The sequence below is a fragment of the Agrobacterium sp. T29 genome (assembly GCF_006970545.1).
Classification (GTDB): domain Bacteria; phylum Pseudomonadota; class Alphaproteobacteria; order Rhizobiales; family Rhizobiaceae; genus Agrobacterium; species Agrobacterium leguminum.
Window position 1 is genome coordinate 1,825,134 of record NZ_CP040640.1, and the last position, 23,565, is coordinate 1,848,698.

The following is a 23,565-nucleotide window of genomic DNA, read 5'->3' on the forward strand; positions in this document are numbered from 1 at the left end:
ATCATGCCCTCCCGGCAGCAAGTAAAACGGCCTCTTGCACCACATCGTCTGCCATCAGCAGCCGCTGGTCACGGGCAACCCAAATCGTAACATCCAGAGCTTCGTCGGACGCTTTTTCAGAATGAAGATCGACGGCACGCTCCAGAGAAAGTCCGGCCTTCTTCAGCCACTCTTCCATCAGCGGATGCGAGAAACCGAGCCGCACATGCGCATGCTCGTCGCGCAGATATTCGAAGGAATGCGGCGCAAGATCGATAACGATCAGCCGCCCGCCAGGGCGCAGCATGCGCGCGGCTTCGGAAAGCGCAATTTCCGGCTGGTCGAGAAAATGCAGGACCTGATGGATGACGATCAGATCGAAATCCTGGCCTTCCAGCGGCAGGTTGAGAATATCGCCATGGCGCACGGATGCATTGACCACGCCCGCCTTGTCGAGATTGGCGCGCGCCACCGAAAGCATGTCGCGGCTGGCATCAACGCCGATCGCCCGGCGATAAATACCGCTCAGAAGCTGCAGGATGCGGCCGGTGCCCGTGCCGAGGTCGAGCAGCGAATCGACCGGCGTGGTGCCCACCAGCTTCAGGAGCGCGCCTTCCACGGCCTCGTCGCTGACATGCAGGCGGCGCAACTCGTCCCAGGCGGAGGCGTTGCGGCTGAAATAGTCCTGCGCCCGCTCCGCCCGCACCCGCTTGACGGTTGCAAGCCGCTCGCTGTCGCGCTGGAGAACGGCGTCGGAGGGCGATGCGGCGCCAAGCAGCTGCCGGACGACGCCCGCAGGCTCACCATCCTGCCGCAAACGGAAATAGGCCCAGGCACCTTCCTGATAACGCTCGATCAGCCCCTCTTCCGTCAAAAGCTTGAGGTGACGGGAGATACGCGGCTGCGACTGGCCGAGAATTTCGGTAAGATCGGTAACCGTCAGATCGCCGGCCGAAAGAAGCGCCAGCAAGCGAAAGCGCGTCGGCTCGCCCGCCGCCTTCAGAAGATCCACCAATTTGTCCAGACCGAACGCCACTCTGCCGCGCCTCGCAAGCTAATCAAGATATAAAGATATCTTTATGTCGATGTGGCGTTCGATGCAAGCGCAAAGTGTTCCGTGAGGCGATCATGTCAACTTATTACACGGAAAAAGGCCCGCTTTGCGGCGGGCCTTTCTGAAGGGATCCGGAAAAGGATTAGCGCGTCAGGCGCTTGTAGCTCACCCGGCCGGGCTTGATGCTTTCCGGGCCGAGGCGGCGGACCTTGTCCTTTTCGTAGTCTTCGAAGTTGCCTTCGAACCATTCCACATGGCTGTCACCCTCGAAAGCGAGGATGTGGGTGGCCAGGCGGTCGAGGAACATGCGGTCGTGGCTGATGATAACGGCGCAACCGGCGAAGGCTTCCAGCGCTTCTTCAAGTGCTGCCAGCGTTTCCGTATCAAGGTCGTTGGTCGGTTCGTCGAGCAGCAGAACGTTGCCGCCGGCCTTCAGCATCTTGGCAAGGTGAACGCGGTTACGCTGACCGCCGGAGAGATTGCCGACCTTCTGCTGCTGATCGCCGCCCTTGAAGTTGAAAGCGCCGCAATAGGCGCGCGAATTCACTTCGAACTTGCCGAGCTTGATGATGTCGTTGCCGCCGGAGATTTCCTCCCAGACGGTCTTGTCACCCGCCAGCGTATCGCGGCTCTGGTCGACATAACCGAGCTGAACCGTCTCACCGACAGTCACCGAACCGCTATCCGGTTTTTCCTGACCGGTGATCATCTTGAACAGCGTGGACTTACCCGCACCGTTCGGACCGATGACGCCGACAATGCCGCCGGGCGGCAGCTTGAAGGACAGGTTTTCGATCAGCACGCGGTCGCCATAGGACTTCGTCAGGTTGTCGGCTTCGATGACGACGCGGCCGAGACGCTCTGCAACCGGAATGACGATCTGCGCATCGCCGGGACGGCGGTTTTCCGCTGCTTCCACCAGCTCGTCATAGGCCTTGATACGCGCCTTGGATTTCGTCTGGCGTGCCTTCGGGCTGGAGGCGATCCACTCGCTTTCGCGGCTGATGGCCTTCTGGCGTGAGGCATCTTCACGGGCTTCCTGCTGCATGCGCTTGGCTTTCGCCTGCAGGTAAGCGGAGTAGTTGCCTTCGTAAGGAATGCCACGGCCACGGTCGAGCTCGAGAATCCAGCCGGTGACGTTGTCGAGGAAGTAGCGGTCGTGGGTGATCATCATCACGGCGCCGGGATAGTCGCGCAGGTGCTTTTCAAGCCAGGCGATGGTTTCCGCGTCGAGGTGGTTGGTCGGTTCGTCGAGCAGCAGCAGGTCCGGCTGCGACAGCAGCAGGCGGCAGAGCGCAACACGGCGGCGTTCACCGCCCGAAAGACCGGTTACGGCCGAGTCGCCGGGCGGGCAACGCAGCGCGTCCATGGCCATTTCGACCTGGTTTTCCAGATCCCACAGGTTCTGGCTGTCGATGATGTCCTGAAGCTTTGCGCCCTCATCCGCCGTTTCGTCGGAATAGTTCATCATCAGTTCGTTGTAGCGGTCGACGATGGCCGTCTTGCTCGCCACGCCTTCCATGACGTTTTCCATCACGGTCTTGTTTTCGTCGAGCTTCGGCTCCTGCTCGAGATAACCGAGCGTCGCGCCTTCGGCCAGCCAGGCCTCGCCGGTATATTCCTTGTCGAGACCGGCCATGATTTTCAGAACAGTCGACTTACCGGCGCCGTTAGGGCCGAGGATACCGATCTTGGCGTCGGGGTAGAAGGAGAGATGAACATTCTCCAGAACCTTCTTCGCACCATAGGCCTTGTTCAGCCCGGCCATGTGATAGATGAATTGACGTGCCATTGTAGCGAATGCTCCACATCGGATTTTTAAGAGTACGTATCGGGAAATTTGCCGCTATGTAGGGTAAATAGGACCTTGGGGCAACCTCTGGCACGATTATGACCCCATGATTATGACAAGGGACATTATGGCAGGCGCGATAACGAACGACACGACGGACGACTTCGCCTTCGGCCGGATTGAAAGGCTGGAGGCCCCCTCCGGCGCTTCCATCGCCTTTCGCCACCAGCCCTCCGCTCTTATCCCGGCGCGCGGCGTGCTGATGATCTGCCATGGGCTTGTGGACCATGCCGGGCGTTATCGCCGTCTAGCCGACGTCATGTCGAAGCAGGGCTTTGAAGTCTATGCCCACGATCACCGTGGCCATGGCCGCACGAAGGCTGCCGACGCGCCTCTCGGTCGTTTCGCCTGGAAAGACGGAGCCAGCAAGGTCGTCGCCGATGTCATGGCGATGCGGCGGATGGTCGGCGAAAGACATCCCGGCCTGCCGGTAATCCTGTTCGGCCATTCCATGGGCGGCCTCGTGGCCCTTAACACCGCCGTCAGTCACCCGGATGCCTTCGATGGCCTCTCCATCTGGAATTCCAATCTCAATCCCGGCCTCATGGGCCGTGTCGCGCAGGTTCTGCTGCGTCTCGAAAAGATGCTCAAAGGCTCGGATGTGCCGAGCGCCATTCTGCCGAAGGCAACCTTCCGTGTGTGGAATGCCCGAATGCCGGAAAGACGCACCCATGCCGACTGGCTGAGCCACGACAGGGCGGCGGTGGATGCCTATGTGGAAGACCCGCTCTGCCAGTTCGAGGCGAGCGTTTCTTTATGGCAGGATGTCTTCGAACTCTCCTATCGCGCACCGAAACTCATCGAGCGCCTGCCAAAAACCCTGCCGCTTCTGCTCGTCAGCGGCGACCAGGACAAAGCCACCAATGACGGCAAAGAGATCGTCTGGCTGGCGGAGCGTTTCCGCGAGGCAGGTTTCAGCCATGTCGAACACACGATCTACAAGGGCATGCGGCACGAGACGCTCAACGAAATCGGCTGGCAGGCCGTCGCGGCGGATTTCGCCGCCTGGTGCAGCCGCGTCGTCAGCGATTGAGGCGGCCTTTGCCGAAACGGAATAAGTCCATGAGATAAAATCACATGCGACGCGGCAAGCAGCGGTCTATAAACCGGCAGACACAAAATACCGGGGGACCGATGACCGACATGCCGAACAGGAAACCGCCGCTATCAGGCATTCGCGTCATCGAGCTGGCGCGTGTTCTGGCCGGTCCCTGGGCAGGGCAGATGCTGGCCGACATGGGTGCCGACGTCATCAAGGTCGAAAACCCCGAGGGCGGCGACGATACCCGCGCATGGGGACCGCCCTTCGTCGAAAGCGATGATGGCGAAAACCTCTCCGCCGCCTATTACCACGCCACCAATCGCGGCAAGCGCTCCATCGTCGCCGATCTGAAGACACCCGAGGGCTGCGAGCTGGTGCGCCGGCTGGTGCGCACCGCCGATGTCGTCATCGAAAATTTCAAGCGCGGCGGGCTTGCCAAATATGGCCTCGATTACGAGAGCCTGAAGGCGCTCAATCCGAAGCTGATCTATTGTTCCATCACCGGCTTCGGCCAGACCGGCCCTTATGCCGATCTCGCCGGATACGACTATATCGTGCAGGGCATGTCCGGCTTCATGTCGATAACGGGCGAAGCCGACGGCCAGCCGATGAAGGCGGGCGTGGCGGTTGCCGATATTTTCACCGGCATCTATTCCGTGTCAGCCATTCAGGCGGCCCTGATCCACGCCATCCGCACCGGCGAGGGCCAGCATATCGACATGGCGCTTCTCGATGTGCAATCGGCCGTGCTCGCCAACCAGAACATGAATTACCTGATTTCCGGCAAGCCTCCCGTCCGGCTCGGCAACGCCCACCCGAATATTTCCCCCTATGAAGTGGTGCCGACGGCCGATGGCTTCCTGATCCTCGCGGTCGGCAATGACGGCCAGTTCCGCCGCCTTTGCACCATTCTCGGCATCGGCGCGATTGCCGATGACGAACGTTACGCGACGAACAAGGCCCGCGTGGCCCACAAAGCGGAAATCCGGCAGATCGTTTCCACCGAAACGCTGAAATGGCAGAAGCGCGATCTTCTGACCGCCTGCGAAAAGAACGCCGTCCCCGCCGGACCGATCAATTCCATCGAGGAAATGTTCGCCGACCCGCAGGTGAAAGCCCGTGGCCTTCGCGTCGATCTGGAGGCGGAGGACGGCACCGTCATTCCCGGGGTCCGAACACCCATTATCATGTCGCAAACGCCGCTGCGCTATGAACGCCCGAGCCCGAAGCTCGGCGAACATCAGGCGCAGGTGCTGGCCGAACTGGAAAACATCGAAAGGACCACGACGCCATGACTGCAGCCGGAATGAAAAGAACAGGCGGGCAATTGATCGTCGAAGCGCTGAAGGCCAATGGCGTCTCCCGCGTTTCCTGCGTTCCGGGCGAAAGCTATCTCGCCGTACTGGATGCGCTTTATGAAAGCGGCATCGAAACCGTGGTCTGCCGCCAGGAAGGCGGCGCCGCCATGATGGCCGACACATGGGGCCGGCTGACGGGTGAACCCGGCATCTGCATGGTGACCCGCGGACCGGGCGCCACCAACGCCTCGGCCGGGCTGCACATCGCAAGGCAGGATTCCATTCCGATGATCCTCTTCATCGGCCAGGTGCAGCGCGAGGCCCGCGAGCGCGAGGCGTTTCAGGAAGTGGAATACCGCCGCGCCTTTACCGAATTCGCCAAATGGGTGGGCGAGATCGACGATGCCCGCCGCATTCCCGAATTCGTCACCCGCGCCTTTGCCGTCGCCACCTCCGGCCGCCCCGGCCCGGTGGTGCTGACGCTGCCCGAAGACATGCTGGTGGAAGAGGTCGAAGCGCCCGAAGCAAAGCCCTATACTCCGGTCGAAGCGCATCCCGGCCCGTCACAGATGGCCGCCTTCGCAAAAATGCTGGGCGAGGCGAAGCGCCCGGTCTTCATCATCGGCGGCACGCGCTGGTCCGAGGAAAGCGTCGCAGGCTTCAAGGCTTTTGCGGAAAACAACAAGCTGCCTGTCGGCTGTTCCTTCCGTCGCCAGATGCTGTTCGATCACCTCAGCCCCTCCTATGCGGGCGATGTCGGCATCGGCATCAACCCGGCGCTGGCCAAGGAGATCAAGGAGGCCGATCTCGTGGTGCTGCTCGGTGGCCGCCTCTCCGAAATGCCGTCTTCCGGCTATACGCTGCTGGACATCCCCTACCCGTCGCAGAAACTCGTCCATATTTATCCGGAAGCCGAAGAGCTTGGCCGCGTCTATCGACCGGATCTGGCGATCTGCGCTGCACCGGATGACTTCGTTGCCGCCCTCTCCTCGCTTACGCTTTCCGCAAATGTATGGGCGGATCGCACTGCCGCCATGCATGCGGCCTATCTCACCTGGTCCACCCCGCCGAAGACCGGCCCCGGCGCTGTGCAGATGGGTCCGATTATGGACTGGATCGAGGCCAATGTGCCCGAGGATGCGATCTTCACCAATGGCGCGGGCAACTATGCCACCTGGGTCCATCGCTTCCACCGCTTCCGTCGCTACAATACGCAATCGGCCCCGACATCAGGCTCGATGGGTTACGGCCTGCCGGCGGCGGTCGCGGCCAAGCATCTGTTCCCGGAACGCGAGGTGGTCTGCTTTGCCGGTGACGGCTGTTTCATGATGCATGGGCAGGAATTCATCACCGCCGTGCGGTACGGTCTGCCGATCATCACCGTGCTGGTCAATAACGGCACCTACGGCACGATCCGCATGCATCAGGAACGGGAATATCCCGGCCGTGTCAGCGGCACCGATCTTGTCAATCCGGATTTCAACGCCTTTGCCAAAGCCTATGGCGGCCACGGCGAAACGGTGGAGAAGACCGAGGACTTCGCCGCCGCCTTCGAACGGGCACGGGCCAGCGGCAAGCCGGCCATTATCGAGGTGAAGCTGGATGCCGAAGCCATCACGCCGACGCGTACCCTGACGCAGATCAGGACCAGAAGCTGATATTACGCATGGACACGGCTCCGGCATGGTGTAAATCCTGACTGAAACTTACAGCTTAGGAAACGACATGCCGGATGCAGCCTCTCCCGTCATCACCCCGCGCGGCGCAAAAATCGAGCCCTCGGCCGGCGCGCCTTTCGAGGCCGTGCGCGTGGCCCGCGATGTGCTGCACACTTCCCGCACGGCAGCGCTTGCCACCCTCGATCCGGTCAGCGGTTATCCCTATACGACCGCCACCAATATCGGCATCGAGCCGGACGGCACGCCGTTCCTCTTCGCGGCGGGGCTGACGCTGCACGCCCGCAACATGGAGGCGGACGCGCGCATCTCGCTGACGCTCGCCCCCTTCGGCAAGGGAGATGCGCTGACGCTGCCGCGGCTGACACTGGTGGGCAAGGCGGAACAAATCGGCCCGGATGAAGTGCCGCTCGCCATCGTGCGCTACATTGCCCGTTATCCCAAAGCGAAACTTTATCTCTCCCTTCCCGACACGAGACTTTACCGGCTGCGGACGGAAGGCGTGCAGATCAATGGCGGCCCGGCCCGCAATGCCAGCAACATCACCCCGGCCGATCTGCGCACCGATCTGTCAGGCGCAGACGAACTGATGGCGGCGGCGGAAAGCGAAGCGATCCGCCTCAATGCCATCAAGGGCGAAGCATCCCGGCTCGCCGTTCTCGCCGGCGCAAAGAGCGGCCGCTGGACGATCACCTCCATCGACCCGGATGGCATCGATCTCGCATCGGCCAGCGATCTGGCACGGCTGTGGTTTGCGGAGCGGGTGACGACGTTGAAGCAGTTTGAGAAGGCGCTTGCTTCGCCGGTGAGGTGACGGACGCAAGCGATTCAAAAAACATGAAAATTGCTTCTACTTGGCATTTTGTGGCCATGTCACCACGCCGCGCCGTCACCCCGGACTAGATCCGGGGTCCAGCGCGATCAAGTCCTTGATCGCGAAAGACTCTTTTCACGGCGCAGACGCGCCGTGGCTGGATGCCGGGTCAAGCCCGGCATGACGGGGAGCGTTTTTGACCCCATCCCATCAAAAAGGCCGGGCCGCTTTCCGCAACCCGGCCCTTTCTTAAAAACTCAGACGGATGCTCAGAGGGCAGCGGTCACGATGAACTCGACCTTGTAATCCGGCGTTGCCAATGGTGCACCACTGGTGGCGCGGGCCGGCGGGTTTGCCGGGTCGATCCAGCCTTCCCAGACGGCGTTCATTTCGCCGAAGGTGGACATGTCGGAGAGGTAGATGATGGTCTGCAGGATCTTCGACTTGTCCGAACCCGCAGCGGCCAGCAGGCGATCGACTTCAGCGAGAGCGGACTTGCTCTGTTCCGTAACGCTCGTGCCTTCGCCAACCTGGCCGGCCAGATAAACGGTGTTGCCGTGAACGACGGCGCCGCTCATGCGCTTGCCCGGCTCGATACGCTTGATGGTCATGGAAAACTCCTGTTGATTGGCATTTAAAATAGAATGATGCGCGGAAAATCAGCCGCGCAGGTGATGGGTCTTTTCGTAGATCGCCGTCGAGCGCGCGCCGGAACGGCAATAGCCGAGCATCGGGCGCTGCAATTCGTCCAGTGCATCCACCATACCGGTAACGGCATCGGCATCGACGCCATAACGGCCGACCGGCACATGCATGATGGTGAGGCCAAGCTGTTCGGCACGCTCGGCAATATCGGCGAAAAGCGGCTGGCCGTCTTCTTCGCCGTCAGGGCGGTGGCAGACGATCGACTTGAAGCCGAGCGCCTTGATCTCGTCGAGATCGGCGACGCTGATCTGTCCCGTTACCGAATATTCGTCGTCTATGCGCCTGATATCCATCTTATGCCTCCGCTGAAACCGGCGTCCGCGCCGCTGGCTGTCATCCTTGAAATCCGCATCCGATGTAAGCGGTCAAAACCCCTGCGTCAATGACGGGGCATCTTCATTCGGTACGGCTCAGAGGATGGAAAAGCGCAGGCCAAAGGAACGGCTTTCGCCCGGCTGGAGAATATTGAACTCGCCGGAAGCCTCAAGCTCGCTCCGCCCGACCCAGCGATGCGAAACCGGCTCGATGCCGAGCACATTGGCCGGCGCCTGCTGGTTGCGCCACATCTGCAGATAGGGAAGCGTTTCCGTACGAAAACGCACGGTCAGCGTCTTCCCGCCGATGGCCGCAATCGGTCCGAGCGCGAGCGAAGCCCACTCGTCATCACCGGCGGGAACGCAGAAAACGGTGCCCGGCTCTTCGCCGAAACGCCAGCCGTGGCCGCCACCATCCAACATCGCGCCTTCAAGCCGCACGGCGTCGTCGAAGAGGCGCGCGCCGACATTCATATGATACATCAGGAACACCGGGATGGGCCGCTCGGACGTGTTGACGATCTTATCATCGAGGCTGACCTCGCTGCTTTCCCCGTCGATACGCCATGTCCGTTCGAGAAGGGCCGTGCCGCCATCGGCAAGCTTCACGGGAACCTCGACGCGCGCCAATGCATTGGACTCTTGAACATCGAATGCAATGACCGTCGCGGGATGCGAGGAAAAGGACCCATGCAGCGGATATCGACGTCCCTCACCGTCGCCATCGATCGGCTCGGGATGGCGGATATGGTCGGGGCCGCAGGTGAACAGAAAGCCTTCCAGCGAGTGGTCGATGCGTGCATCGCCATCGTCGGGAATGGCGCGGCCGGGCGCGATGTCGATGCCATCGACGACGCAGGAGCCGATATCGAAGACGGAGGTTTCATCGAGGAAAATGCGTGGCGATCTGCCAGCCTGAAACGAACGCAAGATAAACCTCCCTGTGACCCTGAAAACGCATGCTTCACGGAAACGCTACTAACCGTGACGGAAATTAAGATTGCATTAACCGCGAATTCACCTTTTTCACAATAGGGTCAAGATTGCGGTGTGTTTATCGGTGAACAAGTAAGGGATAGCAGAATCGTGAAACAGTTTCTTAACGCAGCTCTGGGTCTGACAGTCGCGGTAGTGGCGGTTTTCGCCCCGCTACAGGCTGGCGCGCAGCAGCGTTATGGCGATCAGCAGACGATGCTGGTGACCCCGGACGGTCGCGTGCTCGACTTCATGCCGGAGCGCGGCGATATCGTCATCAGCCGCGATTCCATGGGACGTACGGTGTTTTACGACCAGTACGGCAATCTCCTCGCCACCGAAATGCCCTCCGGCTACCAGCAGCGGCAGCAGCAGGTGCGCCAGCGCGACACCACCTATTATCCGCCTGCTCCCGGCGGCCAATATCGTGAGCCGCAGCGCGACTACGGCTATCAGGACAATGGCAGCGTGCGCGATTACCGCGAATATCGCGGCGATGGTTCCGACGACAATTTCTACACCGGCTCTGTTCCCGCACCCGGTGCGGTGGAAAGCGGCCCGCTCGGCCAGCCGATGCCGGGGGAAAGCACAACGGCTGCCGTTCCTCAGCCCGAGCATCTAATCGAGCGCCACACCCCTGTTACCACGCCGGTCAACCGTTCCCGCCAGGAGATCGTCGCGCTCCAGACCTTCCTCGACCGCGAAGGCATTTCGCCGGGCGTAATCGACGGCAAGATGGGCGACAACGTCAACAAGGCCATTGCTGCCTGGCAGGACATGACCGGCGAAAAGCTCGACCCCAACAATTCCGATGACATTCTGGAGCGTCTGCGCGCCTCCGGCGGCATGCCTATTGTCGACTACACCATCACCGCCGCTGACGCCGCCGGCCCCTATGTCGCCTCCATCCCGGACGACTACGCCGAGAAGTCGCAGCTGCCCGCCCTCTCCTTCACCTCGACTTCGGAAGCGCTCGCCGAACGCTTCCACATGGATGAGAACTATCTGAAGGAACTGAACCCCGGCATCGATTTTTCCGTTCCCGGCACCATCATCAAGGTCGTCAATCCGGGCGAGACGAAAAAGGGACAGGTTGCCCGCATCGTCGCGCATAAGGGCATCAAGCAGGTCTTCGCCTATGGTCAGGACGGCAATCTGATCGCCGCCTATCCCGCCACCATCGGTTCCACGGACACGCCCTCGCCGAGCGGCACACACACGGTGGAGCGTATCGCGCTCAATCCCGGCTACACCTATAATCCGAAGATCAACTTCAAGCAGGGCCAGAACGACAAGATCCTGCAGATTCCGCCGGGTCCGAACGGCCCGGTCGGCACGGTCTGGATTGCGCTGTCGAAGCCGACCTACGGCATTCACGGTACGCCGGAACCCTCGAAGATCGGCAAGACCAACAGCCACGGCTGTATCCGCCTGACCAACTGGGATGCGACCGAACTGGCGAAAATGGTCCGCCCCGGCGTGGTGGTCGAATTCGCGGAATAGGATCGACCGAAAGAAAAAAGAAAAAGCCCGGCGGTTTGGTCCGCCGGGCTTTTTTCATTTAATGGCGTTTCAGTCCCGTTTTTCCGTGAGGAAATAAAGCAGGGCTGCCACCGGCAAGGCGAAGCCGATCCACGAGGCGGCTTGCCATTCGCCGACGGCATAGGCCCAGCCGCCGACGGCGGAACCGATTGCGCCGCCCATGAAGAACGTCGCCATATAGATGCCGTTCAGGCGGCTGCGGAATTCCGCTCCGAGCGTGAAGATGGCACGCTGGCCAAGCACCAGATTGGTGGTGACGCCGAAATCCAGAACGATGGCTGCGACGACCAGAATGGCGAGCGCCAGATGCGAACCTTCGGGCGCAAGATGCGTGACGGCGAAGGAGAGCGCCACCGCCGCCAGAGCAAAGAAGGTGGCCGCACGCGTCCAGCCACGATCCGCCATCCGCCCGGCAATCGGCGCGGCCACGGTGCCGGCCGCACCGGCGAGTGCGAAGAGCGCGATCTCACCCTGGCTCAGATTGAAATGCGGTCCGCTCAGATAAAGCGGCGTCGTGGTCCAGAACAGGCTGAAAGCCGCGAACAAAAAGGCGTGATAGATCGCCCGCCGCCGCAGGATCGGCGTGTGCAGCGCCAGCCGGCCCATCGAGGCCATCAATGCGCCGTAGCTCAGCCGCGCATCGGGCATACGGGCGGGCAGAAGCCGGAAAAGCACCACGGCAAGAAGCGCCATGACGGCCGCCGAGGTCAGAAACACACCCCGCCAGGAGACCACTTCCGACAGAAGGCTGGAAACCGGCCGCGCCAGCATGATGCCGGCCATCAGCCCGCTCATGACATTGCCGACCACCCGGCCGCGAATGGCGTGCGGCGCCATGTGGGCGGCATAGGGAACGATGACCTGCACCGCCACGGAACTGACGCCGACCAGAAAGGCCGCAATCAGAAACGGGGCCGCATGCGGCGCGAATGCCGCTGCCACAAGGGAAAGCACCGCCATCGAGACGGAACCGACGACCAGCTTGCGGTTTTCAACGAGATCGCCAAGCGGTACGACAAACAGCAGACCGATACCGTAACCGATCTGGGTCAGGGTCACGATCAGCCCAGTCGCGCCCGCAGAAAGACCAAGCTCCGCCCCGATAATGCCGGCCAGCGGCTGGCCATAATAAAGATTGGCGGCAATCAGTCCGCAGGCTGTCGCCAGCAAAAAAGTCAAGGCCGGGGAAATGGATGTTGCCTCGACATCATCCCCTTCAATTACACGCGTCGTCATCATTTTCTCCAATATGGAAACAATCGTTTCCTAAATAGTCACAAAATCAATCGGCAAGCTTCATGGCGATATCCACCACGGCCACCATGTCTTTGAGGCTTCGCCCCGTCTTCCCCACCACACGCATGCCGTACATCATGCACAGCATCGCCCGGGCGAGATCGTCGGGATCGGCCTTCGAACGCACGGAACCATCCTTCTGCCCTTCGGCAACGAGGCGGGCGACAATTCGCTCCCTCGCCTTCACGGCCCGCTCGACCACGATTGCAATATCGTCATCCAGAGCCGCCAGATCGGCAGCAGCACCAACCACCAGACATCCATCGGAACCGACGCCGCCATGCGACCGTTCCGCATAGAACATCAGGCCTGCCCTCAGGCGCTCATAACCGGTGTCACAACCGGCCACCGCCGCCTCGAAACGCTCGGTCTGCACGATCCTGTAGCGTTCCATCGTGGCGATGAAGATGGCTTTCTTGTCCTTGAAAGCCTTGTAAAGACTGCCCTGCGCCAGTTCCATCGCATCGGTGAGATCACCGACGGAAGTGGCATGATAACCGCGTCGCGAAAAAACGCGGATCGCCCCATCGAGCGCACGGTCGACATCAAACTCGCGCGGCCTGCCGCGATGGCGTTGTTCCGGTGAATGGGTCTGGTTGATATTGCTCATGGCCGGAATATAGGAAACGATCATTTCCAAATCAAGCGAATAATGAAACCGTCCCAGAAAAGCATCGACCGATGCCCGGACAAGCTCAACGGCGGCCAATGGTCCAAGGCATTACCATCCGTCTGCGGTGATGAAGACCGCAGACGGATAGAACGCCGAAATCAATGTTTCAGGCGGCCTTGCGGGTGAAAAGGCGCGCGGGTTGCGTGCCGAGCCGCAAAAGACGTTTCGGCAGCAAGCCGACGACTTCGGTGGCGAAGGCTTTCGCGTTCTCCACCGCCTTGTCGATATTGCTGACCTTGTCCTTATCGAGACAGAGAAGCGTGCCGCCATAGTCGAAAATATCGCGATAGGCCGCTCTCTCGACAATCGGCATATTGAGCACCGAGACGTTCTTTTCCGCCAGCAGCATTTTGACCAGCAGCAGCGAGCGCGTCGCCACCATGGCATTCACCCGCGTCAGCACGATCGAATGGGCGATGGCCTTGCCCATTTTGCGGTTCAGGAATTCGATGTGATCCAGAACCTCGGCAGCGCCGCGCGCATCCATGGCAGAGCCCTGCACCGGGATCAGCACGTGATCGGAAATACCGAGCGCCATGGTCAGCAGCGGGCTTTTCGACCCAGGCAGATCGATGATGAAACAGTCGGTATTGGTTTTATTCTCGCGAATATGGCCTTCAAGCGAAGCCATCGTCACATGCGAAATCACCGAGAGATTTTCGATCTCGCCGGACAGATCGTGCCAGCGGGAAATCCACAATTGCGGATCGGCATCCAGAACCGTCACACGGTGGCCGCTGCGGGCGAGTTCGGTTGCCAGAAGCAGCACGGCGGTCGTTTTTCCAGCGCCGCCCTTGGTGTTGGCAAAAGTAATGACAGGCATGATATCCCCGATTGATCAGAGCCATTTCATGCTCATTCACGCACCGAGCCGATCATGGTGCTTTCCATAACCTTAACGAACATGGTTAAGAAAAGACTAAGATCGTTTTTGGGGACAACAAAAAGCCCGCGATAAATCGCGGGCTTCTGCCATACGATTGATCACGCCAGCTTTCGGCAGGACCCCACATCGTCCGCGCGCAGGCGGCCGGCTTTGAGATCTTCGTACTTTGGCAAATTCAGGGAGTTGCCCAGGCTTTTCTCAACTGTTGCACGATCAAGCGTGATCATGCGTCCGGCGCTGGTGAAGGATACCATGCCACTCTTTCCGGAATACGCCATGGTCGCGCGCATTTCACAGAAATAGCGGTCGGAGCCCTTGGACAAGTTCCATCCCCGGATTCCCGCCTTGTTGCTCGATAGGGTTCCGACTTTGTAACCCTGACCGGAAAGCTCCTTAAAAGAAGCGGCCTGCGCCGCAAAAGGCAGACTTAAGAACGCCACTGCCAGCAATGGCGAAAATGCTGAAAATCTCATGGTTGCCACAACGATCCTTTAAAAGCAGTCCTCGAACAACTTCTTCGTATTCTCCAGCGTCATCGGCACCGGATTACCGCCGCAGCTCGGATCCTTGATCGCTTCCGCCGCCAGCTCATCGATACGATCCGGCTTGATGCCCATGGCGGTCAGGTTTTCCGGCACACCGAGTTCCCTGCGAAGCTCCAGCACATAATCGTAGAAGCCGTCGAAGCCGCCGGAAATGCCGAGATAGGCGGCCGCGCAAGCAATCTTGTCTTCGATGGCGGGGCGATTGAAGCGCAGCACCGCCGGCATGACGACGGCGTTGGTCATGCCGTGATGGGTGTTGTAGACCGCGCCAATCGGGTGCGAGAGCGAGTGAATGGCGCCGAGACCCTTCTGGAAGGCCACCGCCCCCATCGCCGCCGCCGCCATCATATTGGTGCGCGCCTCGATATCCGTACCGTCCTTATAGGCGCGCGGCAGGAATTCCTTGACGAGCCGCAGGCCCTCCAGCGCCACGCCAGCGCTCATCGGGTGATAGAAGGGCGACGAATAGGCCTCGAGGCAATGGGCAAAGGCATCCATGCCCGTGCCCGCCGTGATGACCTTCGGCATACCGACCGTCAGCTCCGGATCGCAGATGACGACGCCGGGCAAGAGCTTCGGATGGAAGATGATCTTCTTCACATGGGTCTGCGAATTGGTGATGACGCTGGCGCGACCGACTTCCGAACCGGTGCCCGCAGTGGTCGGCACGGCGACGATGGGCGCGATCTTTGAAGCGTCCGCCCGGGTCCACCAGTCACCGATATCCTCGAAATCCCAGACCGGGCGCGTCTGCCCGGCCATGAAGGCGATGGTCTTGCCGAGATCGAGGCCCGAACCGCCGCCGAAGGCGACGACGCCGTCGTGACCGCCATCGCGATAGGCCTTCACGCCGGCTTCCATGTTGATCTCATTGGGATTGGGATCGACCTCGGCGAAAATCGCCCGGCCGAGACCCGCCTCTTCCAGCACATCGAGCGCATGCGCAGTGATCGCCATATTGGCAAGGCCGCGATCCGTGACAAGCAGCGGCTTCTTGATGCCGAGCGTCTTGCAGGCTTCCGCCAGTTCCTTGATCCGGCCACGGCCAAGCTTGACGGCGGTGGGATAGCTCCAGTTGGCGACGATATTCATTTCGTGACTTTCTTCAGATGGTAGGATTTTGGGCGGGTCAGGTTCTGGAAACCGAGAACGGAGAGCGAGCCGCCACGGCCGGTTTCCTTTACGCCGGTCCAGCAAAGGGCGGGGTCGAGATAATCCGCGCGGTTCATGAACACGGTGCCGGTTTCGATTTCGCGGCCGATGCGCCCGGCCCGGGCGGCATCCTGCGTCCACAGCGAGGCGGTCAGCCCGTATTTGCTGTCATTCATCAGCGCGATGGCTTCGTCGTCATTCTTCACTTTCATGATGCCGACGGCCGGGCCGAAGGTTTCTTCGGTCATGAACTCCATCGAATGATCGACATTGACGAGCACTTGCGGCGCAACATAAGCGCTCTCGCCATCGTCGGCGGGGAAAAGCTTCGGATCGACCAGCGCTTTAGCGCCCTTGGCAACCGCATCGGCGACCTGCGCCCGCACCACCTTGGCAAAACGCTTGTTGGCCATCGGCCCTAGCGTGGTTTCCTGCTCTAGCGGATTGCCGAGCTTGTAGTTGGACACCCAGGCCACGGACTTCTCGACGAAGGCGTCATAGAGGTTTTCATTGACGTAGATGCGCTCGATGCCGCAGCAGCATTGCCCGGAATTATAGGTCGCGCCATCCATCAGCGTATCGACGGCGGCGTCGAGATCGGCGTCCTCCATCACGTAGCCGGGGTCCTTGCCGCCGAGTTCAAGCCCGAGACCGGTGAAGGTGCCGGCAGCAGCGCGTTCGATGGCGCGGCCGCCTTCCACCGAACCGGTGAAGTTGACGAAATTGAACAGACCCTCGGAAATGAGCGCCGAGGTCGTGCCGTGGTCGAGGAAGACATTGATGAAGACATCGTCAGGCACACCGGCCTCGACGAAAGCCCGCACCATGCGCTCGCCCACCAGCAGCGTCTGCGCCGCATGTTTGATGACCACCGTATTGCCGGCCATCAAAGCGGGCGCGACGGTGTTGATCGCCGTCATGTAAGGATAATTCCACGGCGCGATGACGAAGACCACGCCATGCGCTTCGCGCTCGATGCGGCGTTCGAAATTGCCGCTTTCCTCGATGACGAGCGGCGCCAGCGCATCGGCGGCGATGGAAGCGACATAATTGGAGCGTTCGTTGAAGCCCTTGAACTCACCGCCATAACGCACCGGACGGCCCATCATATGCGCCAGTTCCGGCACCACCTCAGCCACCATTTCATTGAGGCGGGCGACGCCCTTCAGCACCAGCTGAACGCGGTCCTCAAGCGGACGCCGCGCCCAGTCCTTTTGCGCCTTGCGCGCTTTCGAAACGGCGGCGCGCGCCGCCTCCAGCGACATCGCCTCCCGCTCGGCATAAACCGAGCCATCGATGGGCGAGATATTCTGGATCATGGTCATGATGTTTTCCCGTAATGATTAGGCTCGTTCGAAACCGCGCGCCACTTCCCAGTCGGTCACGCGGCGGTCGTATTCTTCCTGCTCCCACCGTCCGGCATGGACATAGTGATCGATCACATCGTCGCCAAAGGCGTTGCGCAGCATTTTCGATCCATCCAGAAAGGCCGTGGCGTCACGCAGGGTCTTGGGTATCTCGCGCACGTCCTTGCCGCCATAGGCATCGCCGACAAAAGCGGGCTCAAGTTCGAGTTTATTTTCGATGCCGTCAATGCCCGCCGCAAGCAAAGCCGCCATGGCGAGATAGGGATTGAGGTCCGAGCCGCCGACGCGGCATTCGATGCGGATACCCTTGGTGCCTTCGCCGCAGAGACGATATCCGGCCGTGCGGTTGTCTAGGCTCCAGATCGCCTTGGTCGGCGCAAAGGTGCCAGCCATGAACCGCTTGTAGGAATTGATATAGGGCGCGAGGAAATAGGTGATCTCGCTGGCATGGGCGAGAAGCCCGGCAACATAATGCCGCATCAGTTCCGACATGCCGTGTTTGGCGTCCTTGTCGAGGAAAGCAGGCGTCTTGCCGTCGGCGCTCCACAGCGACTGGTGAATATGCGAGGAACTGCCGGCGGCGTTGTAATTCCACTTGGCGAGGAACGTCACCGCCTTGCCCTTGGACCAGGCGATCTCCTTGGTGGCGTTCTTGATGATGGCGTGCCGGTCGGCCATGGTCAGCGCATCGGCATAACGCACGTTGATCTCCGCCTGACCTGCGGACGCTTCGCCCTTGGAATTCTCGACCGGAATGCCGGCACCCTGCAGGCCCTTGCGCAGCGCCCGCATGACATCCTCTTCCTTGGTCGTCTGGAAGATATGGTAATCCTCATTATAACCGCTAGCGAGGTTCAGGCCCTTGTAACCGTTGGCGCGCGCCGCATCGAAAGTCTGGTCGAACAGGAAGAATTCCAGTTCGGTCGCCATATAGGCCTTCAGCCCCATGGCCTCCAGCCGCGCCACCTGCTTTTTCAAGAGCGCGCGCGGCGAATGCGGCACTTCTTCATGGGTGTGATGATCGAGCACATCGCACAACACCAGCGCCGTGCCTTCCAGCCACGGCACGCGCCGCAGCGTCGAAAGATCGGGCTTCAGCACATAGTCGCCATAACCCTTTTCCCAGCTGGAGGATTTGTAACCGGGAACGGTTTCCATCTCCATGTCGGTGGCAAGCACGTAATTGCAGCTATGGGTTTCCTCAAAGGCGCTTTCAACGAAGAATTCCGCCTGGAACCGTTTGCCCATCAGACGCCCCTGCATGTCGACAAGGCAGGCCAGAACCGTGTCGATGCGCCCCTCGGCGACATCCATTTTAAGCGCGTCGAATGTGTAGCTCGTCATTTTGTCCGTTCCCTTTATTGTCGTGGCCGGGCGGCCGGAATGCGGCCGCCCGTTTGTTTGAACATCAGGCCTTTGCAGCCGCTGCGGCAACCGCAGCCTGCTTGTGCTCCAGCGCGAATTCCTCTTCCGGCGAGAGGATGAGGCGGTGGCGTCCGACAAAGGCGAAGTAGGCAATCGCCACGGCAAACCAGACCGCCACCCAGAGCACGCCCTTGGTGAAGTTCGGATCCTGGATCTGGTAGAGCAATGTCACGATGGCGATGATGACCGTCAGCACCGCGCCCGGAATACCGAAGGGCGAACGGAACGGCCGCTCGATGTGCGGCAGGTTCTTCCTGAGCAGAATGAAGGAAATCGCCTGCATGATGTAGGAGAACATCGCACCGAACACGGCCATGTTCAAAAGCACGCTGCCGATGATGCTACCGCCCTGTTCCGCACCCAGCGCGAACCAGATGACGAGCATGACCGCCAAGCCGACAATCGCGCCGGTGATGTTGGCAACGTATGGCGTGCGATACTTGGAATGGGTGATCGACAGCACGGTCGGGAAGTAACCCGCACGCGACAGCGAATAGATCTGCCGGCCCTGCGCGTAGAGGATCGTATGGAAGCTGGCGATCAGGCCGGTCAAGGCAACGAGACCCAGCACCACCACGCCGCCATCGCCATAGATCGCCTTGAAGCCATCAAGCAGCGGCTCAAGCGAGGAGCTGAGATGGAAGGCGCCGACGCCCGGCAAAGACGGGTTGAGCAGCACGATCATGAAGGCCGAAACCATCAGCGTCACCATGCCGAGGATGATGCCCTTCGGCATGTCGCGCTTGGGATCGACCGATTCTTCCGCCGCCAGCGGCAGTTGCTCGATGGCAAGGAACAGCCAGACCGCGAAAGGCAGCGTGGCGAGAACGCCCGAGAACCCGAAGGGGAAGAAGGAACCGCCGCCCTCAGGCAGCTCCACCGCCTTGCCATCAGGGCCCACACCGATATTGAGCGCGAAACGCGAAAAATCGATGTTGGGAATGGCGCTGATCCAGAAGAACACCAGAACGGCAAGCGAAATCAGTGTGATAACCAGCGTGACCTTGAAGGAAAGCTCAAGTCCGAAGACATTGAGCGCAAGGAATATCGCGTAAAACGCTATCCATACGAAGGGTGAATAGGCCGGATCGAGCCCGAGAATGGAGTTCACATAGGCCGTGATGAAGGTGACGACGACCGCCGGCGTCAGCACATATTCCACATTCTCGCAAAGCCCGGTGATGAAGCCGCCCCATGGGCCCATGGCCGTGCGGGCGAAGGAATAGGCCGCACCCGTATGCGGCAAGGCCGGGCTCATTTCCGCAATCGAAAATGTCAGCCCGAGATACATGATGGCGATGATGATGCCGGCCACCAGCATGCCGCCCCAGCCGCCGGTGGAAAAGCCGAAATTCCATCCGGAAAAATGCCCGGAAATGACCGCGCCGACGCCGAGCGACCAGAGCGACCACACGCCCGCATAACGGGATAGTCCGCGTTTTTCGAAATAGGATGCATCAGCCTTCTTGTAGCTGACGCCTGACGATGAACTGTCCATGCCCTTCTCTCCTGAATAAGAAAAAAACAAGCCAGTCAGCCGTTATTGGCCGATTGTGCCCCAGTTTCCGGCTTCACCCGGGAGTTTCCCGCGATTGGCCGCACGCACTTGCTGTTCCCTTGCCGCTTCGTGTTTTTCCGGCTGCATGGCCGGTTTTTATAAAATGGCGGCAGTCTCATCTGGCAGCCGACCCCGGTGTTTTCACCATCGGCCGGCCATAGCTCCCTCACTCATCGATCGATAAGAGCGCCTTCCCCATAAGTTCGTAAAGAAAACCGGCGATTGCCGCCTGCTCTCCTTCATTGGTGATGAGATCGTTGCGGATCTCGATCATGACGTTCAAAAGCCCGTCCGGCAGCGCATGCAGCCGCAGCGTATGCGTCACGCCGTCTTCCGGGCCATAGGGATCGTTACGGTTGACCGTGAGCGAGGCACCTTCGGCGCCCGCCAGCATCGCATCCGCGAGGCGGCTGTCGGTATCGTGCAGGATGCCGATCTCAACCTTTCGGAACCGGCCGTGATAAACCGGCGTGAAACTGTGGATGGTCACCACCACCACGTTGCGGCCATCCGCCTGCCGCGCGGCGATGATCTCGCTCACCCGGTCATGAAACGGCACATAAAGTGCTGAGGTGCGGGCGAACCGCTCCGCTTCGCTGAGATCGAAATTGCCGGGAATATCGTAAATCTCGCTTTTCACCGGCATGGCGGAAGGCGATTCGGGCGGCCGGTTGCAATCATAGACGAGACGCGAAAACCGCTGATAGACGAGCGTGGCGTCAAGCTTTTCCGAAAGCAGCCGGGCAACGGCCAGAGCGCCCGGATCCCACGCCGCATGGCTCGAAAGCACCTCCGGCGAAAGACCCAGTGTGCCGAATTTCTGCGGAATGGTGGCGGAGGCATGTTCGCAGACGAGAAGGACATCGCCCTTCGCCGCAGCATTCTCGATGCCGACGGCCTGCCCTTCCGCTTCTGTGAAAAACCGTGACCGCACCGTCATGCACGAACCCCGCCCGGAAACCCCGTCGCTCCGTCAACGCCGAAAAGAATTCTTCACATTATTGCGAGTGTCAAATGGAATTTTGAAATTTTCTCTTCATTTTCCCATTGACTCGATAGCTGGCACAGATGTTTATTTTAGCCATGCACCGGCAGAAGACCGGAAGGGGAAAAATTTGCGCAGCACGACGGCGACCGTGTCGGATGTCATTCATGCCCATTACGACGCACTGACCCGTTCCGAAAAACGGCTGGCGGAGAGCCTGCTTGGCAACTACCCCGTCTCCGGCCTCGGCAGCATCACCACCATTGCGGAAAATGCCGGCGTTTCGACGCCGACGGTGGCACGCATGGTGCAAAAGCTCGGCTACAAGGGCTATCCGGAATTTCAGGCGCATCTGCACCAGGAACTGGAAGCGACGATCTCCGGCCCCATCGCCAAACATGACCGCTGGGCAACCAACGCGCCCGGCCTGCATATTCTCAACCGCTTCGCCGATGCCATCACCGGCAATCTGCGCGATACGCTGAGCGATCTCGACACCGCCGTCTTCGACAATGCCGCGGCGCTGCTTTCCGACCGCAAGCGCAGCATCTATTTCGTCGGCGGACGCATCACCGGTGCGATCGCCGAATATTTCTTCACCCATATGCAGGTGATCCGGCCGAAGACGACGCTGATGTCGTCGAATTCCAGCGCCTGGCCGCAATATATGTTGAACATGAGCGCCGGCGACATACTGGTTATCTTCGATATCCGCCGTTACGAGCACGACATGACGACGCTGGCCGAAGTGGCCAAGGCAAACGGCGTGCAGATCATTCTCTTCACCGATCAATGGACCTCGCCGGTGGCGCGCCATGCGCTGCACACTTTCCGCGTCAGGATCGAAGCTCCCTCGGCATGGGACTCCTCGGTCGTCACGCTGTTCGTGGTCGAAGCGCTGATCGAAGCGGTGCAGAACGGCACCTGGGATGAAACCAGGGAACGCATGAATGCACTGGAAGGCCTGTTCGAACAGACGCGGCTGTTCCGCAAGCCGGACAGAACATGAAACTACATAGCCGGGCAACTTGCTTGACGCGGATGCCGCACGCTGATTGGATACCTGTCATCGCTACCAGCACGATAAAACAGGATAAGAAACCAAGCTGGGGAACGTATCTGGCCACCACGGATCATGAAGGGAATCTCCCGCAATTGCAGGCAAAAAGCCGGGTGATGGCGGAAAACGGGCGTAAAGTGACGGAATCCGGATAAATAAATTGCAATCCAGCCGTCACATTAGCTTCATCGAGAATCCGTATCAGCGTCCGCAATATGAGAACACGAAGAGGAGAAAAAAGTGATCTCTCACTGCCGCCGACTGCTCGCTACGACCACTGCACTGGTCATCGCCTCCACCGCAATTGCCGCCGCTGAACCGAGCGCCGAGCTGATCGCCGCCGCCAAGAAGGAAGGCATGCTGACCACCGTCGCGCTGCCGCACGACTGGTGCGGTTACGGCGACGTGATTGCCGCTTTCAAGGCGAAATATCCGGAAATCACCGTCAACGAACTGAACCCCGACGCCGGCTCCGCCGACGAAGTCGAAGCGGTGAAGGCCAACAAGGACAATAAGGGACCGCAGGCGCCTGACGTCGTTGACGTCGGCCTCGCCTTCGGCCCGCAGATGAAGGCCGAAGGTCTGCTGCAGCCATACAAGGTCTCCACCTGGGACGAAATTCCCGACAACGTCAAGGATCCGGAAGGTTACTGGTACGGCGACTATTACGGCGTGATGTCCTTCTTCGTGAACAAGGACCTCGTCAACAACGCACCGAAGGACTGGGCCGACCTGCTGAAGCCGGAATATTCCGGTCAGGTAGCGCTTGCCGGTGACCCGCGCGCTTCCAACCAGGCCATCCTCGGCGTTCTCGCCGCCGGTCTTGCCACGGGCGCGAAGTCCGGCAAGGAAGCCGGTGAAGCTGGCCTGAAATATTTTGCCGATCTCAACAAGGCCGGCAACTTCCTGCCGGTCATCGGCAAGGCTGGCACGCTGGCGCAGGGCGCGACCCCGATCATCGTTGCCTGGGACTATAACGCGCTGTCCTGGAAGAAGACACTGAACGACAACCCGCCGACGGAAGTCATCGTTCCTGAGAAGGGCGTTCTGGCCGGCGTCTACGTTCAGGGCATTTCCGCTTACGCGCCGCATCCGAACGCTGCCAAGCTGTGGATGGAGCACCTCTACTCCGACGACGGTCAGCTCGGCTGGCTGAAGGGCTATTGCCACCCGATCCGCTTCAACGCCATGGTCAAGGCCGGCAAGGTTCCGCAGGAACTGATCGACAGCCTGCCGCCGGCAGCAGCCTATGAAAAGGCGATCTTCCCGACGCTCGAGGAAGTCGATGCCAACAAGGCTGCCGTTACCGGCGGCTGGGACAGCGTCGTCGGCGCGAACGTGAAGTAAACCGTTGAAAATGCACCCCG

The 23,565-nt window shown here is 60.4% G+C and carries 22 protein-coding genes; 8 read left to right on the top strand and 14 right to left on the bottom strand.

The features are described from left to right. Position 1: 1 nt before the first annotated feature. Together FGF54_RS09305 and ettA are read right to left on the bottom strand one after the other, a co-directional pair. Positions 2-1,015, bottom strand: coding sequence for a metalloregulator ArsR/SmtB family transcription factor (locus FGF54_RS09305; RefSeq protein ID WP_003522176.1), 1,014 nt, complete (start codon positions 1,013-1,015; stop codon positions 2-4). Positions 1,016-1,175: 160 nt separating this feature from the next. Then, entirely contained in the window at positions 1,176-2,825 is a 1,650-nt protein-coding gene (gene ettA, locus FGF54_RS09310; protein ID WP_003522791.1) for an energy-dependent translational throttle protein EttA, read from the bottom strand. Positions 2,826-2,952: 127 nt separating this feature from the next. Here ettA and FGF54_RS09315 point away from each other — a divergent pair, with 127 nt between their 5' ends. The 4 genes from FGF54_RS09315 (at position 2,953) to FGF54_RS09330 (ending at position 7,715) form a co-directional block, all read left to right on the top strand. Continuing rightward, a complete protein-coding gene (locus FGF54_RS09315; protein WP_142779487.1) occupies positions 2,953-3,918 on the top strand; it encodes an alpha/beta hydrolase in 966 nt (321 codons plus the stop codon). A 101-nt stretch (positions 3,919-4,019) separates the two neighbouring features. After that, positions 4,020-5,222, top strand: coding sequence for a CaiB/BaiF CoA-transferase family protein (locus tag FGF54_RS09320; protein ID WP_142779488.1), 1,203 nt, complete (start codon positions 4,020-4,022; stop codon positions 5,220-5,222). Then, positions 5,219-6,883, top strand: coding sequence for a thiamine pyrophosphate-binding protein (locus FGF54_RS09325; protein ID WP_168208044.1), 1,665 nt, complete (start codon positions 5,219-5,221; stop codon positions 6,881-6,883). The genes FGF54_RS09320 and FGF54_RS09325 overlap by 4 nt, the downstream gene beginning before the upstream one ends. Positions 6,884-6,950: 67 nt before the next feature. Beyond that, the gene (locus tag FGF54_RS09330; protein WP_142779490.1) at positions 6,951-7,715 is read left to right on the top strand and encodes a HugZ family protein; all 765 of its coding nucleotides are present in this window, start codon (positions 6,951-6,953) and stop codon (positions 7,713-7,715) included. Positions 7,716-7,984: 269 nt separating this feature from the next. On the opposite strand, the gene FGF54_RS09335 is transcribed toward FGF54_RS09330, so the two are convergent. From FGF54_RS09335 to FGF54_RS09345, 3 genes are all read right to left on the bottom strand, one after another. Beyond that, positions 7,985-8,326, bottom strand: coding sequence for a RidA family protein (locus tag FGF54_RS09335; protein ID WP_003494829.1), 342 nt, complete (start codon positions 8,324-8,326; stop codon positions 7,985-7,987). A 48-nt stretch (positions 8,327-8,374) separates the two neighbouring features. After that, on the bottom strand, positions 8,375-8,713 hold the full coding sequence (locus FGF54_RS09340; protein ID WP_003494827.1) for a TIGR01244 family sulfur transferase: 339 nt from the start codon (positions 8,711-8,713) through the stop codon (positions 8,375-8,377). Between the two features lie 117 nt (positions 8,714-8,830). Next, the gene (locus tag FGF54_RS09345) at positions 8,831-9,664 is read right to left on the bottom strand and encodes an aldose 1-epimerase family protein (RefSeq protein WP_142779491.1); all 834 of its coding nucleotides are present in this window, start codon (positions 9,662-9,664) and stop codon (positions 8,831-8,833) included. Positions 9,665-9,820: 156 nt separating this feature from the next. On the opposite strand from FGF54_RS09345, the gene FGF54_RS09350 reads away from it, so the two are divergent. Beyond that, positions 9,821-11,212, top strand: coding sequence for a L,D-transpeptidase (locus FGF54_RS09350; protein ID WP_142779492.1), 1,392 nt, complete (start codon positions 9,821-9,823; stop codon positions 11,210-11,212). 69 nt (positions 11,213-11,281) lie between these two features. On the opposite strand, the gene FGF54_RS09355 is transcribed toward FGF54_RS09350, so the two are convergent. From FGF54_RS09355 to FGF54_RS09395, 9 genes are all read right to left on the bottom strand, one after another. After that, on the bottom strand, positions 11,282-12,487 hold the full coding sequence (locus FGF54_RS09355; RefSeq protein WP_210247414.1) for an MFS transporter: 1,206 nt from the start codon (positions 12,485-12,487) through the stop codon (positions 11,282-11,284). A 46-nt stretch (positions 12,488-12,533) separates the two neighbouring features. Beyond that, positions 12,534-13,181 (bottom strand): TetR/AcrR family transcriptional regulator, encoded by a 648-nt coding sequence (locus FGF54_RS09360; RefSeq protein ID WP_142779494.1) that lies wholly within the window; start codon positions 13,179-13,181, stop codon positions 12,534-12,536. A 145-nt stretch (positions 13,182-13,326) separates the two neighbouring features. Further along, positions 13,327-14,043, bottom strand: a complete 717-nt coding sequence (locus FGF54_RS09365) for a ParA family protein (RefSeq protein ID WP_142779495.1) — start codon at positions 14,041-14,043, stop codon at positions 13,327-13,329. A gap of 161 nt (positions 14,044-14,204) precedes the next feature. Next, complete coding sequence (locus FGF54_RS09370; protein WP_142779496.1) at positions 14,205-14,579, bottom strand: hypothetical protein; 375 nt, start codon at positions 14,577-14,579, stop codon at positions 14,205-14,207. Positions 14,580-14,597: 18 nt separating this feature from the next. After that, the gene (locus tag FGF54_RS09375; RefSeq protein ID WP_142779497.1) at positions 14,598-15,743 is read right to left on the bottom strand and encodes an iron-containing alcohol dehydrogenase; all 1,146 of its coding nucleotides are present in this window, start codon (positions 15,741-15,743) and stop codon (positions 14,598-14,600) included. Then, complete coding sequence (locus tag FGF54_RS09380; RefSeq protein ID WP_142779498.1) at positions 15,740-17,128, bottom strand: aldehyde dehydrogenase family protein; 1,389 nt, start codon at positions 17,126-17,128, stop codon at positions 15,740-15,742. The genes FGF54_RS09375 and FGF54_RS09380 overlap by 4 nt, the downstream gene beginning before the upstream one ends. 18 nt (positions 17,129-17,146) lie before the next feature. Next, positions 17,147-18,514 (bottom strand): glutamine synthetase family protein, encoded by a 1,368-nt coding sequence (locus tag FGF54_RS09385; protein WP_003494807.1) that lies wholly within the window; start codon positions 18,512-18,514, stop codon positions 17,147-17,149. 64 nt (positions 18,515-18,578) lie between these two features. Continuing rightward, positions 18,579-20,093, bottom strand: a complete 1,515-nt coding sequence (locus FGF54_RS09390) for an amino acid permease (RefSeq protein WP_003522809.1) — start codon at positions 20,091-20,093, stop codon at positions 18,579-18,581. Positions 20,094-20,319: 226 nt separating this feature from the next. Then, the gene (locus FGF54_RS09395; protein ID WP_142779499.1) at positions 20,320-21,093 is read right to left on the bottom strand and encodes an N-formylglutamate amidohydrolase; all 774 of its coding nucleotides are present in this window, start codon (positions 21,091-21,093) and stop codon (positions 20,320-20,322) included. 175 nt (positions 21,094-21,268) lie between these two features. On the opposite strand from FGF54_RS09395, the gene FGF54_RS09400 reads away from it, so the two are divergent. The 3 genes from FGF54_RS09400 (at position 21,269) to FGF54_RS09410 (ending at position 23,545) form a co-directional block, all read left to right on the top strand. Continuing rightward, positions 21,269-22,147: a MurR/RpiR family transcriptional regulator gene (locus FGF54_RS09400; protein WP_142779500.1), complete on the top strand. Its 879-nt coding sequence runs from the start codon at positions 21,269-21,271 to the stop codon at positions 22,145-22,147. Next, positions 22,144-22,353: a hypothetical protein gene (locus FGF54_RS27195; protein ID WP_168208046.1), complete on the top strand. Its 210-nt coding sequence runs from the start codon at positions 22,144-22,146 to the stop codon at positions 22,351-22,353. Before FGF54_RS09400 ends, FGF54_RS27195 begins: the two co-directional genes overlap by 4 nt. Before the next feature lie 85 nt (positions 22,354-22,438). Beyond that, complete coding sequence (locus tag FGF54_RS09410; RefSeq protein WP_142779501.1) at positions 22,439-23,545, top strand: ABC transporter substrate-binding protein; 1,107 nt, start codon at positions 22,439-22,441, stop codon at positions 23,543-23,545. Positions 23,546-23,565: the final 20 nt, after the last annotated feature.

Bases quoted from the DNA above. Each gene is read 5' to 3' on its own strand.
- ettA (WP_003522791.1), bottom strand. From the start codon at position 2,825: ATGGCACGTCAATTCATCTATCACATGGCCGGGCTGAACAAGGCCTAT.
- FGF54_RS09315 (WP_142779487.1), top strand. From the start codon at position 2,953: ATGGCAGGCGCGATAACGAACGACACGACGGACGACTTCGCCTTCGGC.
- FGF54_RS09320 (WP_142779488.1), top strand. From the start codon at position 4,020: ATGACCGACATGCCGAACAGGAAACCGCCGCTATCAGGCATTCGCGTC.
- FGF54_RS09325 (WP_168208044.1), top strand. From the start codon at position 5,219: ATGACTGCAGCCGGAATGAAAAGAACAGGCGGGCAATTGATCGTCGAA.
- FGF54_RS09330 (WP_142779490.1), top strand. From the start codon at position 6,951: ATGCCGGATGCAGCCTCTCCCGTCATCACCCCGCGCGGCGCAAAAATC.
- FGF54_RS09335 (WP_003494829.1), bottom strand. From the start codon at position 8,326: ATGACCATCAAGCGTATCGAGCCGGGCAAGCGCATGAGCGGCGCCGTC.
- FGF54_RS09340 (WP_003494827.1), bottom strand. From the start codon at position 8,713: ATGGATATCAGGCGCATAGACGACGAATATTCGGTAACGGGACAGATC.
- FGF54_RS09355 (WP_210247414.1), bottom strand. From the start codon at position 12,487: ATGACGACGCGTGTAATTGAAGGGGATGATGTCGAGGCAACATCCATT.
- FGF54_RS09360 (WP_142779494.1), bottom strand. From the start codon at position 13,181: ATGATCGTTTCCTATATTCCGGCCATGAGCAATATCAACCAGACCCAT.
- FGF54_RS09365 (WP_142779495.1), bottom strand. From the start codon at position 14,043: ATGCCTGTCATTACTTTTGCCAACACCAAGGGCGGCGCTGGAAAAACG.
- FGF54_RS09370 (WP_142779496.1), bottom strand. From the start codon at position 14,579: ATGAGATTTTCAGCATTTTCGCCATTGCTGGCAGTGGCGTTCTTAAGT.
- FGF54_RS09375 (WP_142779497.1), bottom strand. From the start codon at position 15,743: ATGAATATCGTCGCCAACTGGAGCTATCCCACCGCCGTCAAGCTTGGC.
- FGF54_RS09380 (WP_142779498.1), bottom strand. From the start codon at position 17,128: ATGACCATGATCCAGAATATCTCGCCCATCGATGGCTCGGTTTATGCC.
- FGF54_RS09385 (WP_003494807.1), bottom strand. From the start codon at position 18,514: ATGACGAGCTACACATTCGACGCGCTTAAAATGGATGTCGCCGAGGGG.
- FGF54_RS09390 (WP_003522809.1), bottom strand. From the start codon at position 20,093: ATGGACAGTTCATCGTCAGGCGTCAGCTACAAGAAGGCTGATGCATCC.
- FGF54_RS09395 (WP_142779499.1), bottom strand. From the start codon at position 21,093: ATGACGGTGCGGTCACGGTTTTTCACAGAAGCGGAAGGGCAGGCCGTC.
- FGF54_RS27195 (WP_168208046.1), top strand. From the start codon at position 22,144: ATGAAACTACATAGCCGGGCAACTTGCTTGACGCGGATGCCGCACGCT.